The sequence below is a fragment of the Streptomyces sp. NPDC127114 genome, assembly GCF_042677525.1.
In the GTDB taxonomy this organism is placed as follows: domain Bacteria; phylum Actinomycetota; class Actinomycetes; order Streptomycetales; family Streptomycetaceae; genus Streptomyces.
Window position 1 is genome coordinate 1 of the sequence record NZ_JBHXTJ010000045.1, and the last position, 13,730, is coordinate 13,730.

General features: G+C 71.0%; 14 protein-coding genes. 6 read left to right on the top strand and 8 right to left on the bottom strand.

The window, feature by feature from the left end:
* Positions 1-98: 98 nt before the first annotated feature.
* From ACFVGS_RS31145 to ACFVGS_RS31170, 6 genes are read right to left on the bottom strand one after another with little or no spacing between them, the layout of a single operon-like run.
* Positions 99-785 carry a potassium-transporting ATPase subunit C gene (locus ACFVGS_RS31145; RefSeq protein ID WP_385695148.1) on the bottom strand — a complete coding sequence of 229 codons (687 nt, stop codon included), beginning with the start codon at positions 783-785 and terminating at the stop codon, positions 99-101.
* 6 nt (positions 786-791) lie between these two features.
* A complete protein-coding gene (gene kdpB, locus ACFVGS_RS31150; protein ID WP_384410673.1) occupies positions 792-2,936 on the bottom strand; it encodes a potassium-transporting ATPase subunit KdpB in 2,145 nt (714 codons plus the stop codon).
* On the bottom strand, positions 2,933-4,597 hold the full coding sequence (gene kdpA / locus ACFVGS_RS31155; RefSeq protein ID WP_385695151.1) for a potassium-transporting ATPase subunit KdpA: 1,665 nt from the start codon (positions 4,595-4,597) through the stop codon (positions 2,933-2,935). The genes kdpB and kdpA overlap by 4 nt, the downstream gene beginning before the upstream one ends.
* An 8-nt stretch (positions 4,598-4,605) precedes the next feature.
* On the bottom strand, positions 4,606-4,695 hold the full coding sequence (gene kdpF / locus ACFVGS_RS31160; RefSeq protein WP_384410667.1) for a K(+)-transporting ATPase subunit F: 90 nt from the start codon (positions 4,693-4,695) through the stop codon (positions 4,606-4,608).
* Positions 4,692-5,009: a hypothetical protein gene (locus ACFVGS_RS31165; protein WP_385695154.1), complete on the bottom strand. Its 318-nt coding sequence runs from the start codon at positions 5,007-5,009 to the stop codon at positions 4,692-4,694. Before ACFVGS_RS31165 ends, kdpF begins: the two co-directional genes overlap by 4 nt.
* Positions 5,010-5,049: 40 nt before the next feature.
* Positions 5,050-6,897, bottom strand: a complete 1,848-nt coding sequence (locus tag ACFVGS_RS31170; protein WP_385695157.1) for an APC family permease — start codon at positions 6,895-6,897, stop codon at positions 5,050-5,052.
* A gap of 1,150 nt (positions 6,898-8,047) precedes the next feature.
* Here ACFVGS_RS31170 and ACFVGS_RS31175 point away from each other — a divergent pair.
* Both ACFVGS_RS31175 and ACFVGS_RS31180 read left to right on the top strand, forming a co-directional pair.
* The gene (locus ACFVGS_RS31175; protein ID WP_385695160.1) at positions 8,048-8,686 is read left to right on the top strand and encodes a hypothetical protein; all 639 of its coding nucleotides are present in this window, start codon (positions 8,048-8,050) and stop codon (positions 8,684-8,686) included.
* A 462-nt stretch (positions 8,687-9,148) separates the two neighbouring features.
* A complete protein-coding gene (locus tag ACFVGS_RS31180) occupies positions 9,149-9,805 on the top strand; it encodes an HdeD family acid-resistance protein (protein WP_385695163.1) in 657 nt (218 codons plus the stop codon).
* Positions 9,806-9,823: 18 nt separating this feature from the next.
* Here ACFVGS_RS31180 and ACFVGS_RS31185 read toward each other — a convergent pair whose 3' ends face one another.
* Entirely contained in the window at positions 9,824-10,258 is a 435-nt protein-coding gene (locus ACFVGS_RS31185) for an ArsI/CadI family heavy metal resistance metalloenzyme (protein WP_385695166.1), read from the bottom strand.
* A 208-nt stretch (positions 10,259-10,466) separates the two neighbouring features.
* Here ACFVGS_RS31185 and ACFVGS_RS31190 point away from each other — a divergent pair, with 208 nt between their 5' ends.
* Both ACFVGS_RS31190 and ACFVGS_RS31195 read left to right on the top strand, forming a co-directional pair.
* Positions 10,467-10,829: an ArsR/SmtB family transcription factor gene (locus tag ACFVGS_RS31190; RefSeq protein ID WP_385695169.1), complete on the top strand. Its 363-nt coding sequence runs from the start codon at positions 10,467-10,469 to the stop codon at positions 10,827-10,829.
* Entirely contained in the window at positions 10,826-11,332 is a 507-nt protein-coding gene (locus ACFVGS_RS31195; RefSeq protein ID WP_385695171.1) for a GNAT family N-acetyltransferase, read from the top strand. The genes ACFVGS_RS31190 and ACFVGS_RS31195 overlap by 4 nt, the downstream gene beginning before the upstream one ends.
* A 78-nt stretch (positions 11,333-11,410) precedes the next feature.
* On the opposite strand, the gene ACFVGS_RS31200 is transcribed toward ACFVGS_RS31195, so the two are convergent.
* The gene (locus ACFVGS_RS31200) at positions 11,411-11,992 is read right to left on the bottom strand and encodes a hypothetical protein (protein WP_385695242.1); all 582 of its coding nucleotides are present in this window, start codon (positions 11,990-11,992) and stop codon (positions 11,411-11,413) included.
* Here ACFVGS_RS31200 and ACFVGS_RS31205 point away from each other — a divergent pair.
* Positions 11,887-12,288, top strand: coding sequence for a hypothetical protein (locus ACFVGS_RS31205; RefSeq protein WP_385695244.1), 402 nt, complete (start codon positions 11,887-11,889; stop codon positions 12,286-12,288). The genes ACFVGS_RS31200 and ACFVGS_RS31205 overlap by 106 nt on opposite strands.
* 248 nt (positions 12,289-12,536) lie before the next feature.
* Positions 12,537-13,697 (top strand): agmatine/peptidylarginine deiminase, encoded by a 1,161-nt coding sequence (locus ACFVGS_RS31210; protein ID WP_384410642.1) that lies wholly within the window; start codon positions 12,537-12,539, stop codon positions 13,695-13,697.
* Positions 13,698-13,730: the final 33 nt, after the last annotated feature.

Below are 13,730 nucleotides of genomic sequence, written 5' to 3' on the forward strand. Positions count from 1 at the left end.
GGCCATGGATCTTCCATGGCCCGCCGGCTTCCGCCGTCGTTCGCCTGAGCCGTCCCTTCCGGATCTTGGCCGGGTCCGAAAGAAACGACCTCAGCTCATCAGCCCTTGGCCGTCAGGTCCTTGGCCGCCAGGTCCTTGAGGGCGATGTTGAGCTTCAGTACGTTGACGCGGGGTTCTCCGATGAAGCCGAGGATGCGGTCGTCGGTGTGGTCGGCGACCAGCTTCTCGACCTGGGCGACGGTGAGGCCGTTCTTCTCCGCGACGCGGTGCACCTGGAGCTTCGCGTACTCCGGGGAGATGTGCGGGTCCAGGCCGGAGCCGGAGGAGGTGACGGCGTCGGCGGGGACGTCGGACGGCTTCACCTCGTGGTCGGCGGTGGAGTTGTCCTTGACGACGGCGGCCTTGGCGTCCTTGACCCACTGGACCAGATCGGCGTCGTCGCCCGAGCGGTTCGTCGCGCCGGACAGGATGAGCGAGTACCGGGTGTTGACGCTGTTGCTGCCGAGACCGTTGGAGGGACGGGGCTGGAACCAGCGCAGGTCGGGGGCCGCGGTCTCCTCGCCGTCCTTGAGCGGCAGGTCGTAGCGCTGGCCGATGAGCTCGGAGCCGACGACCTTCCCGCTCGCGTCCTTGATCTCGGAGCCGTTCGCCTTGCCGGGCAGGGCGAGTTGGGCGATGCCGGTGACGGCAAGGGGGTAGAGGACGCCGCAGACGACGGTCAGGGCGAGGAGGGCGCGCAGGCCCGCCCACAGGACACGGCCGGTGTTCGCTGCCGAGTTGTTCATCGTGGATCAGCCGATTCCGGGAATGAGGGAGAGGAGCAGGTCGATGATCTTGATGCCGACGAACGGCGCGATCAGGCCGCCCAGGCCGTAGAGGCCCAGGTTGCGACGGAGCATCGAGTCGGCGCTCGACGGGCGGTAGCGCACGCCCTTCAGCGCCAGCGGGACGAGGGCGATGATGATCAGCGCGTTGAAGATGACGGCGGAGAGGATGGCGGACTCGGGCGAGGCCAGGCCCATGATGTTGAGCCTGTCCAGCGACGGGTAGGCGACCGCGAACATCGCGGGGATGATCGCGAAGTACTTCGCGACGTCGTTGGCGATGGAGAAGGTGGTCAGGGCTCCTCGGGTGATGAGGAGTTGCTTGCCGATCTCGACGATCTCGATGAGCTTGGTCGGGTTGGAGTCGAGGTCGACCATGTTGCCGGCCTCCTTCGCGGCCGACGTGCCCGTGTTCATCGCGACGCCGACGTCCGCCTGGGCGAGGGCCGGTGCGTCGTTGGTGCCGTCGCCGGTCATGGCGACGAGCTTGCCGCCGGCCTGCTCGCGCTTGATGAGGGCCATCTTGTCCTCGGGGGTGGCCTCGGCGAGGAAGTCGTCGACGCCCGCCTCCTCGGCGATGGCCTTGGCGGTCAGCGGGTTGTCACCCGTGATCATGATCGTCTTGATGCCCATGCGGCGCAGCTCGTCGAACCGCTCGCGCATGCCCTCCTTGACCACGTCCTTCAGGTGGATGACACCCAGGACACGCGCGCCCTCGCCGTCCTCCACAGCCACCAGGAGCGGCGTGCCACCAGCCTCGGAAATCCGGTCCGTGAGCGCCTGCGCGTCCTCGGCGACATCGCCACCCTGCTCCTTCACCCACGCGATCACCGAACCGGTCGCGCCCTTGCGGACCTTCCGGCCGTCCACGTCCACGCCCGACATGCGGGTCTGCGCGGTGAACTCGATCCACGTGGCGTGGGCGAGCTCGCCCTGGTGGCGCTCGCGCAGCCCGTACTTCTCCTTGGCCAGGACCACGACCGAGCGGCCCTCGGGCGTCTCGTCGGCCAGCGAGGAGAGCTGGGCGGCGTCGGCGACCTCGGCCTCCGTCGTCCCGCGTACGGGCACGAACTCGGCGGCCTGCCGGTTGCCGAGGGTGATGGTGCCGGTCTTGTCGAGCAGCAGCGTCGACACGTCACCGGCGGCCTCGACCGCCCGGCCGGACATCGCGAGGACGTTGCGCTGGACGAGGCGGTCCATGCCGGCGATGCCGATCGCCGAGAGCAGGGCGCCGATCGTGGTCGGGATCAGGCAGACCAGCAGGGCGGTCAGCACGATCATCGAGGTCTGCTTGTCGGCGCCCGCGTAGATCGCGAAGGGCTTCAGGGTGACGACGGCGAGCAGGAAGACGATCGTCAGGGAGGCGAGGAGGATGTTGAGGGCGATCTCGTTGGGCGTCTTCTGCCGCGCGGCGCCCTCGACCAGGTTGATCATCCGGTCGATGAACGTCTCGCCCGGCTTCGTCGTGATCTTGATGACGATCCGGTCGGACAGCACCTTCGTGCCGCCGGTGACGGCGCACCGGTCGCCGCCGGACTCGCGGATCACGGGGGCGGACTCGCCGGTGATGGCGGACTCGTCGACGCTCGCGACGCCCTCGACGACGTCACCGTCGCCGGGGATCACGTCGCCGGCCTCGCAGACCACCAGGTCACCGATCCTGAGCTCGGTGCCGGGCACCTGCTCCTCGCCCTTGCCGTCCTCGGTCAGGCGGCGGGCGACGGTGTCGGTCTTCGCCTTGCGGAGGGTGTCGGCCTGGGCCTTTCCGCGGCCCTCCGCCACGGCTTCCGCCAGGTTGGCGAAGACCGTGGTCAGCCACAGCCAGGCGGTGATCGCCCAGCCGAACCAGTCTCCGGGGTTCTTGATCGCGAGCCCTGTGGTGACCACCGAGCCGACCAGGACCACGAACATGACCGGCGACTTGATCATCACGCGCGGGTCGAGCTTGCGCAGCGCGTCCGGGAAGGAGGCGACCAGCTGCTTCGGGTCGAAGAGGCCGCCGCCGACCCGGCCGGCCGACGGGTGCCCGCCGGACAGGTCGCCGTGCGGCGCCTTCGTCGAAGGGGCGGAGGTCGACATCGGGTCCTCGTGCTTCTGTACGTCGATGGTCATGCCGCGAGCCCTTCGGCGAGGGGGCCGAGCGCCAGGGCAGGGAAGTAGGTGAGACCGGTGACGATCATGATCGTGCCGACCAGGAGGCCGGTGAACAGCGGCTTCTCGGTCCGCAGGGTGCCCGCGGTCTCGGGTACGGGCTGCTGCTCGGCGAGCGAGCCGGCGAGCGCCAGGACGAACACCATCGGCAGGAACCGGCCCAGCAGCATCGCGATGCCGATGGTCGAGTTGAACCACTGCGTGTCGGCGTTGAGACCCGCGAACGCGGAGCCGTTGTTGTTGGCGCCGGACGTGTAGGCGTACAGGATCTCGGAGAAGCCGTGCGCGCCGGAGTTCGTCATCGAGTGCGCCGGGGTGTCCAGGACGAACGACGCGGCCGTGAAGCCGAGCACGAGCGCCGGGGTGATCAAGATGTAGAGCGCGGCGAACTTGATCTCGCGGGTGCCGATCTTCTTGCCGAGGTACTCGGGCGTGCGGCCGACCATCAGACCGGCGATGAACACCGCGATGACCGCCATGATCAGCATGCCGTAGAGGCCGGAGCCGACGCCGCCGGGCGCGATCTCGCCGAGCTGCATGCCCAGCAGGTTGATGCCGCCGCCGAAACCGGTGTTCGACGAGTGGAAGGAGTTGACGGCACCGGTCGACGTCAGGGTGGTGGCCACCGAGAAGATCGCCGACGCGCCGATGCCGAACCGGGTCTCCTTGCCCTCCATCGCACCACCCGCGATGTCGAACGCCGGGCCCTTCCCCGCGAACTCGGTCCACATCATCAGGGCGGTGAACCCGAGCCAGATGGTGGCCATCGTCGCCAGGATCGCGTAGCCCTGCCTGATCGAGCCGACCATACGGCCGAAGGTGCGGGTCAGCGCGAAGGGGATGACGAGGATCAGGTAGATCTCGAAGAGGTTGGACAGCCCGTCGGGGTTCTCGAAGGGGTGGGCCGAGTTCGCGTTGAAGTAGCCGCCGCCGTTCGTGCCCAGCTCCTTGATGACCTCCTGCGAGGCCACCGCGCCGCCGTTCCACTGCTGCGTGCCGCCCGTGAACTGACCGACCTCGTGAATGCCGGAGAAGTTCTGGATCGCGCCGCAGGCGACCAGGACGAGCGCGCCGATCACCGAGATCGGCAGCAGGACGCGGACGACACCGCGCACCAGGTCGGCCCAGAAGTTGCCCAGTTCGCCCGTACGGGAACGGGCGAAGCCGCGCACCAGGGCCACCGCGACCGCGATGCCGACGGCCGCCGAGACGAAGTTCTGCACCGCGAGGCCGCCGGTCTGCACGACGTGGCCCATCGCCTGCTCGCCGTAGTACGACTGCCAGTTCGTGTTCGCCACGAACGACGCGGCCGTGTTGAACGCCTGGTCCGGGTCGATCGACACGAAGCCGAGCGAGCCGGGCAGCGAACCCTGCACCCGCTGCAGCAGATACAGGAAGAGGACGCTCACCGCGGAGAAGGCGAGCACTCCGCGCAGATACGCCGGCCAGCGCATCTCCACGGACGGGTTCGCGCCGATGGCCTTGTAGATCCACCTCTCGGACCTCAGGTGCTTCTCCGAGGAGTACACCTTCGCCATGTGGTCGCCGAGCGGCCGGTACGACAGACCGAGCGCGACGACCAGCGCCAGGAGCTGGAGGGCTCCAGCCAGGACAGGACTCATATCCGTACTCAGAACCTCTCCGGCTTGACCAGCGCGAGGACGAGGTATCCCAGCAGGGCGGCGGCGACGAGCAGACCGACGATGTTCTCGACAGTCACAGCTTCGCCACCCCCTTGGCGACGAAAGCCACCAGCGCGAAGACCGCGACCGTGGTGACGACGAAGGCCACGTCGGCCATCGTGAACTCCCGGAAGAAGGAAGAGCGGATTCTCTGACGAGATGAGAAAACAGGACTTTCGGCCACCCGCCCTCGCCGTTGACGCCGCCCTAACGCCCTTGCCGCCCCTCTTGACGCATCCGCTACGCGAAACGCGCCATGACCGGCGACGAGCCACGCCTCCACCGGGACCGGTACGGCCCAGGTCGACCCCGGTGACGCGGCCGTCGTGAAGCCCATGGCGACGGCGCCCACGGCCCGGCGGATGTCCTCGCCGGAGGCCTGGCGGAGACGATCACGCCGGCTGACGAGTCCCGAGCCTGAACCTCAGGCGGCAGATCACGGCGTCGGTGTCCCGGCGTACGGCGTGGGCGACGACGGCGCCACGCTGGTTCTGCAGCAGCCGCTGCCACAGGCGCTCGGGCTCGGCCTCGGGGATCAGGACGGTGACGCGGGCTCCGGGGTCGGCGTCGCGCAGTGCGCGTACGTACGCGCTGATGGGCCGGCCGAGGGAGCGGCGTTCCCAGGGGAGCCGTACGAGCGGGACGTCCGGGTTCCACAGCGCCCAGTCCCGCTCCAGGGCCTCGGTGGCCGCCAGGTCCTCGGGGTCCGGGTGGCAGACGGTCACGGCGCGGACCTCGTCGCCGAGGGAGACGGCGGTGGTGAGGGCCTCGCTGGTGAGCCGAGTGAGCGAGGAGACGGGGACCAGGACCAGGGAGCGTTCACGGTGCGGCGGCTCCGGGATCCTGCCCACGCCGAGGCGTTCGCCGATCCGCCCGTACGCGCGGTGGACGGTCTCGAAGGCGAGGACGAGAGCCGGCAGGGCGATCACGATCAGCCAGGCCCCGTCGTGGAACTTCGAGGCGGTGACGACGACCGCGGAGACACCGGTCAGAACAGCGCCGAGACCGTTGAGGAAGGCTCTGCCCCACTGCCGGGTGGCCCTCCAGTGCAGGAACATCCCGGTCTGGGCGATCGTGAAGCCGACGAAGACACCGATCGCGAAGAGCGGCACCAGGGTGTTCGTGTCACCACCGGAGAAGACCAGCAACGCGGCCGACACCACCGCGAGCCACACCACTCCGTGCCGGTGCACCTGCCGGTCGGCCTTGAGCCCGAAGACGTGCGGCGCGTAGTTGTCGCGGGCCAGCAGCTTCAGCAGGACCGGCAGCCCGCCGAAAGACGTGTTCGCAGAGAGCGCCAGCAGCACCACGGTCGCGAACTGCACGACGTAGAAGGCCCAGTCGTGGCCGAGAGAGGCGTCGGTGAGCTGGGCGAGGACGGTGACGCCCTCCACCGGCCGGAGCCCGAAGCGGGCGATCAGCACCGACAGCCCGATCAGCATCACGCCCAGCAGCCCGCCCAGCGCCACCTCCGCGCGCATCGCCCGGCGGGCGGCCGGCGCCCGGAAGGACGGCACCGCGTTGGCTATCGCCTCCACACCGGTCAGCGCGGAGCAGCCGGAGGCGAACGCTTTGAGGAGGAGCAGGGCGCCGACGCCGGTGGCGTTGTCGGCGAGGACGGAGACGTGCCCGTCGGAGGCCGCGGTGGAGGCGGGCGCGTCGCGGAACAGGCCGACGGCGATCACGACGAGGATCGCGCCGACGAAGACGGCGGTCGGGACGATGAACGCGCGGGCCGAGTCGACGATCCCGCGCAGGTTCACGACCGTGATGAGCACCAGGACACCGAGGCAGATCACCAGCCGGTCGCCGTACAGGCCCGGGAAGGCGGACGTCAGCGCGGCCACACCGGCGGTGACGGCGACGGCCACGTTCAGGACGTAGTCAAGGACCAGCGAACCGGCCGCGACCAGGCTCGTACGACGTCCCAGGTGCGCCTTCGCCACCGCGTAGGAACCGCCGCCGTCCGGGAACGCGGCGATGACCTGCCGGTACGAGGCGACCAGCACCGCGAGCAGCCCCACGATGGCGAGCGTCACCGGCAGCGTGAATCCCAGCCCGTACACGCCGGCGGCCCCGAGGACCAGCACGATGGCCTCGGGCCCGTACGCCACCGACGCCATCGCGTCCAGCGACAGCGCCGCGACCCCGGTGAGCGTGGTCAGCTTGTGCCGCGCCCCGGTATCAGGCGGTTCCTCGGCACCAGGTACGGCGTTCCTCTCGGTGGTCAGGGTGGTCATGCGGGCGGACTCCTTCGGATCGGACTCCGCTCAGCGTCCGCCCCCGCCCGTCGTGTGTCTGCCCTCCTGGCGCGTTCTTGGCACCGCACGCCCCGCCCCTGACACCTCCTTGACGCGCCTCCGTGACGCCACCCCGACGGCGCGGAATCCGGCCTCCCGCGCGACCGCGCGACGCGGTGGCCCTCCGCCGCCGGAGTGCCGTGCGGGCGTACCCGGGTGCCGGTCACGCCCGGCCGCGTGACTATCATCGCGCCGTGCTCACGGAACCCACGGCGGCGAGGAAGTCCCGCACGCGACCTGTGGTCGCGCGGTGGTCCCGTCTGCTGTGGATCGGAGCGCTGCTGACCGGCCTCCTGTACGCGCACGGGCTCCACGCCGACGGCGTGGCGGGACATCTCGCACCGGGCAGCGTCGCCGCGGCGGCCGTCGCCGGTCATCCGGAGCAGGCGCTGTCATCCCATGAGGCTCTGCCGTCCCATGAGGCGCTGTCATCCCATGAGGCTCAGCCGTCCCATCGGGCTCTGTCGTCCCATGAGGACCACCACCCCGGCGGGGAGTCGGCGCGCGTCGTGCAGGACTGCGCGACCGGGCAGCCCAGCGAGGCCGTCACCGTCCCTCCGCCCGCCGTTTCGCCGTTGAGTGCGGAGCACGACCCCGCCCTTCTCGCGCGAGGCGTTTCCCGGGCCGCCGTGGCGCGGCCCGTGACGCCCCGTTGCCCCGCAGCGGTGGTCCTGCGCATCTAGGCCGTCCCTTCCGGATCGTGGCCGGGTCCGCCCCTGATCCGAAAGAGGCGGCCCAGCCGCCATCGCCCGCCCGAGCCGCCGTCCTCGTCGGCGCTCGCGCTCGCGTCTCTGCACCGGCCCTTCACGGGCCTCCTGCCGCCGGCCTCGTCATCGTCCGTCGCGCGGCACGCTTCAGCGTTTCCGCTTCGCCCACCCCGCGCCCACAGGGCGGCGAGGTGGCTCGTCGCGCGCTGCCCTACTTGCCCGGAAGGCACCCCATGTCCGCTTTCACCGATGCCACCGACCGACGCGCCCCGCAAAGCTCCCCGCCGCAGTCCGCTCCCGGAAGACGCGGCGACGCCAGACGCACCGCCCGGTCGCGACGCCGCAAGCGGCCGACGCCCCTCGCCGGCCGCTACATCGGTTACGTGCTGTATTTCGTGGGCGCCGGCCTCATCAGCGGCGCCGTGGTCCACCATCCGCTCGACCCCGCCCGCTACACGACGATCGCCGTCGCGGGCGTGGGCGTCTTCCTGGCCGCCACCGTCGTCAACGAGTTCCTGCTGACGAAGGACCGGCCACCGCTCGGCCGCGCGCTCGTGGTGATCGGCGCCTCGCTGCTGCTGTCGTTCGGCATCGGCATGCTCAGCGGCGGACTCCAGCACTTCGACGACTTCCCCGCCCGGGGGTCGGTGCTCGTTCCGCTGGGCATCGTGGTGTCGTTCGTGGCCTTCGTCGTCAAGGACGCCGAGACGCCGAGCCGTCGCGTCCTCAGCCCGTTGGGCCTGGCGGTCCTGCTCGTCGCGGGCGGCGGCTACGTCGGCCTGAGCACGCTCGCGGCGGGCATGGGCACCGCCTCCGAAGGCGGCGGACACAGCCATGGCGGCGGAGCGCCGGAGAACGACGAGCACAGAACCCCGTCGGAGCCCTCCACCTCGGAGAACGGCTCCACCGCACCGAGCGGGTCTCGGACGCCGAGCGGGGCACCGAGCGCCGGAACGGGCGCGGACGGCGGTGACGGAGCGGACACCGTTCCGGGCCACGCCGACGACGGCCACGACCACTGACCCGCCGGTCCGGCCGCGGAGTGCGTCCACCGGCGTCCGGGCCGGGCTGCGGCCGAGTTCCTCGGGGCGTACGGAAGCGGTGGGCGCGGCTCCGCCGCCGGTGCGCAGGACGGCGAGGGCGGTGCGGGACCTGCCCTAGGCCTGCCCGCGCGCCGGCCTTCCCCGGCCTCGCCGCCCCTGCCTCATCACCACCGTCACGTCCCGCGTCCCCGGCTCCTGCCCTGTCCCTCACGAGGTGAGGCGGTGCAGGGGCGCAGGGTGCAGACTGGTCCTGGAGCGCCACGGGCTCCCCCTCCTGGCTCCCTGAGGATGGACGGGAACGTCGGCCAAGGCGTTGCACCGGTGAGGCCGTCCGCACGAGCCGCCGGCCCCTCCGGTCACTCGACCTCGTGGAGACGTGACGGCTACCGCCGGCCGTGAGCGTTCCGGGACGATCCACTCGGGCGAGCGCGAGGAGGACACATGTCGACCTCACAGGGCTCCGCGCCCCATGCCGGACCGGAGGCCGCGGCCGCCGGCTCGTCCGCCGCGCCCGCGGTCGACCCGGCGGACCAGCTGGCGCGTCTCGGCCGTTCCTGGGTCTGGCTCCTCGGCGCCGCGATGGCGACGCTCGTCCCCGGCGTCATGGTGCTCGTCTGGCCGGAGGCCACCCTGCACGTCCTTGCCGTGCTCATCGGGGTGTACCTGCTGGTGATCGGCGGCTTCCGCTTCGTGGCCGTGTTCGGACGTGACAGCGACCGCGTGCCCGGCCTGATCGTGGCCGTCCTGTACGTCCTGGGCGGGGTGCTGTGTCTGAGGAACCCCCTCCAGACGATCGCCGTGCTCTCCCTGATCGTCGGCGCCGTCTGGCTGGTGTCCGGCATCGTCACCCTCTACACGGCCGTCGCGACCAAGAACATGCCGCACCGCGGCATCGTCATGGCCGTCGCGGCCCTCGGCATCGTCGCGGGCATCGTCGTCCTGGCGCTGCCGACGGAGTCGGCCCGGGCCCTGACCAGGCTGCTCGGCCTGTGGCTCGTCCTCCTCGGCCTGGCGGAGACCGCGGTCGCCCTGGCCTGGCGTGCCGCTCTGCGCAGGGCCGGCATCGCGGGCCGCGACGTGTCCGGCCCGGGCGGCTGATGGTGCGGGTCTCGGCGCCTACCGCGACCCGGCGGCGGTGGCCGGGGCGGAACAGCACGTGCTGCCCTGCTCCTTGGCCAGGGTGTCGGCGTCGGCCTTGACGACGTACACCTCCCACGGCTCGCGGCCCGGGCCGTGCACCCACACCTTGTCCTGGAGGGCGTAGCAGCAGGTGGTGTCGTTCTCCTCGCTGACGGCGAGTCCTTCCCGGCTCAGCCGGCCGGTGGCCGCGTGAACGGCGTCGGCGGTGTCGACCTCGACACCGAGGTGGTCCAGACGGGTCTCCTCGGTGCCGGTGCCTTCGATCAGGACGAGCTTGAGCGGCGGTTCGGCGACGGCGAAGTTGGCGTAGCCCTCGCGGAGCTTGGCCGGCTCGGTGCCGAAGAGCTTGGAGTAGAAGGCGACGGACGCCGCCAGGTCGGGAACGCGCAGGGCAAGCTGGACACGGGACATGACGGGCTCCTGGGGTGAGTGCGGGGGCGGGCGCGGGAGGGCGAGAGCGATGAGCAGCCGCCCACCCTGTTTCGACATCCGTCGATCTCTTGCCCCTTCAGCCTGACACCTGCATCGACAGACGTCAACATAGACATCTATCGAATCAGCGCACCCTGTATCCCGCAGGCATCACCGCGCCTGGTTTGACGTATGTCAACATAGATGCATGTCGAACACGAAGGCGCTGCCGCTCCTCGAACCCGCCGTCGAGCCCTGCTGCCCGCCGCTGACCGAGCGTCCGCTGACGGCCGACGAGGCCGAGCGGACCGCCGTCATGTTCAAGGCGCTGGGCGATCCGGTCCGCCTGCGGCTGTTCTCCGCCGTTGCCTCCCACGGGGGCGGCGAGGCGTGCGTCTGCGACATCTCCGACGTCGGCGTCTCCCAGCCCACCGTCTCCCACCACCTGAAGAAGCTGAAGGAGGCCGGGCTGCTCTCCTCCGAGCGGCGCGGCACCTGGGTCTACTACCGGGTCGAACCGGCCGTCCTCGCCGCCATGGGCGCCGTCCTCACGAACGCCGCCGCCGCATGACCGCCGCGCTCGCCGTCGTCGTGGTGCCGCTCACCACCGACCACGCCGAGGAGGTCGTCGCGATCTACCAGGCGGGCGTCGACGAGGGCAACGCCACCTTCGAGACCACCGCCCCCACCTGGGAGCAGTTCGACGCGGCCAGGCTGCCCGAGCACCGGTTCGCCGCCCTCGACGGGAGCGGTCGCGTCCTCGGCTGGGTGGCCGCCACCCGGGTCTCCGACCGTTGCGCGTACGCGGGCGTCGTCGAGCACTCGGTCTACGTCCACCCCGAGGCCCGTGGCCGCGGTGTCGCCTCCGCCCTTCTCGAAGCGCTCGTCGCGTCGACGGAGGCGGCGGGGATCTGGACCATCCAGTCGGGCATCTTCCCCGAGAACGCCGCCAGTCTCGCCGTCCACGCCCCGGCCGGCTTCCGGGTCGTCGGCACCCGCGAGCGCATCGGCCGCCACCACGGCGTCTGGCGCGACACCGTCCTCGTGGAACGCCGCAGCCCCCGTATCGACTGACCCACGTCCGTCGACTGACCGGCATCCGTCGACCGACCGGCATCCGTCGGCCGACCGGCGTCGGTCGCGTTCAGGCGCTCATGAGCGGCCGCGTACGAAGATGACCGCGACCAGGCACAGGCCGGCCACCGCGCCCACCAGCTGCATGGCGACGAAGCCGGGGACCGAGGCCGGGGCGATGCCCGCGAAGGTGTCGGTGAAGGCGCGACCGATCGTCACCGCCGGGTTCGCGAAGGACGTCGACGAGGTGAACCAGTACGCGGCGCCGATGTACGAGGCGACCGCGACGGGCGCGAAGCGGAGGCGGTCCGTCCGGGCCAGGCCGAAGATCAGCAGGATCAGCCCGGCCGTCGCCACGACCTCGCCGAGCAGCAGGTCCCCGGCCGAGCGGTCGTGCGTGGACCACTTCACCAGCGGCTCGCCGAACATCGCGTCAGCCAGGACCGCGCCCGCGATCCCACCTCGGGTGTGGGCGGGGAAGAGGTGCGTCAGGGGCAGGAACGCTTGGTGTTCGCCTCGGTGGTGAGCCGCGCGAGCCGGCCCAGGGCGGCGAACTGACCGGCCAGGGCCTCGATGACCTCTGGAGAGGTTGGTCTGCTTGGCTCCCGTCTCCTCGACCAGGTGCGTGGTGCACAGGGTCTCGCGGGCGAGCAGGGTCACGATCTCGAGCCGGAGCGGGTCGGCCAGGACCCGCATCAGCTCAGTGTCGACTGACGTCAGCATGGACTGACCAGCAGCCGAAGCGGCTCACCACCGAGGCCGTCCAGGCGTCCGACTACGTCATCACCATGGGCTGCGGCGACGCCTGCCCGTACTTCCCCGGCAGGACCTACCTCGACTGGCAGCTGGAGGACCCGGCCGGCCGGGGCGTGGAAGCCGTCCGGCCCATCCGGGACGAGATCAAGGAGCTCATCGAGGGCCTGATCGCCGAGATCGACGCGCGGCGGGAGGCATGAGCGAGGCGACCGCAGGGCGTTCACCTCGGGCAGGGCGTTCACCTCAGGAGGCGTGACCGAAGCGACCGCGGGGGCGTTCAAGCCGGGAGGCGGCGGTGCCGACGGTTCCAAGGCACGCGAGGCACGCTGTCGACGGGAACCGCGGCGACGGGACCACAGCAGCGGGAACCGCGGCGGTTCGCGCGTCATCTCCCTGTTGCCCGCCGCCGCCGGATCCCCGGTCCCGCGCCCTCACGATCGGAGACCCCATGTCCGACTTCCGCGCCTCCCGCCGTTCCGCTCTGCGTGTGCTCGCAGGAGCCGGAGCGCTCACCCTCGGCGCCGCGGCCTGCGGGCCCGGCGACGCGGGCCCGTCAGGTGCGGCGGATACCACCGGTCCGGCCACCGGAACCGACAGGAAGCGGCGCCTGGGGGCCGAGTGGGAGAGCCACGCCCGCACGTTCATGTCATGGCCGGCGCTGGAGTCCGTCTGGGAGGGCGACCTCCCGTACGTACGGCAGGACATCGCGCGCGTCGCACGGGCCGTCGCCGAGTACGAGTACGTCGTGATGTCGGCCCGGCCGGACCAGCAGGCCGCGGCGCAGAAGGCGTGCGGCTCCGGCGTCGAGGTCATTCCTCTCGCCGTCGACGACCTGTGGGCCCGGGACACCGTCCCCGTCTTCGTCGAGGAGGGCGGAGAAATCGTCGGCGTCGACTTCAACTTCAACGGCTGGGGCGGCAAGCAGGTCCACACCAACGACGGCCAGGTCGGCCGGAAGCTGCTCGCGCGATACGAGATTCCCCGCGAGCAGGCGCCCCTCGTCGCCGAGGGCGGCTCCTTCGAGACGGACGGCGAAGGAACGCTGCTGGTCACCGAGAGCTCGATCGTCAACGACAACCGCAACCGCGGCAAGAGCCGCGACCGGATCGAGGCCGAGCTCAAACGGCTCCTGGGCGTGGAGAAGGTGATCTGGCTGACGGGCGTCCGCGGCGAGGACATCACCGACGCCCACGTCGACAGTCTCGTACGGTTCACGGCGCCCGGGGTGATCCTCCTGGACCGGGCCTTCCCGGGAACGCCCGCCGATTCCTGGTCGCGCTCCTCGGACGAGGCCAAGGCGGTGCTGAGCGAGGCGACCGACGCACGGGGCCGCCGCTTCGAGGTCATCGACCTCCCGCAGCCGGACCCCGACCGGATCACGGGCCACGGCGACGACTTCCTGTCGACCTACGCGAACTTCTCCATCGGCAACGACGCGGTGTACCTGCCCAGGTTCGGCGACAGGAAGGCCGACGACCGCGCGCGGGGAATCCTCCAGGAGCACTTCCCCGAGCGGGACGTCGTGCAGGTGAACATCGACACCATCGCCGCCGGAGGCGGCGGCATCCACTGCGCCACCCACGACCAGCCCGGCAAGCCGGTCGACTGACCGCCGAGACGCTGACCGCACCCTGCATGGGCT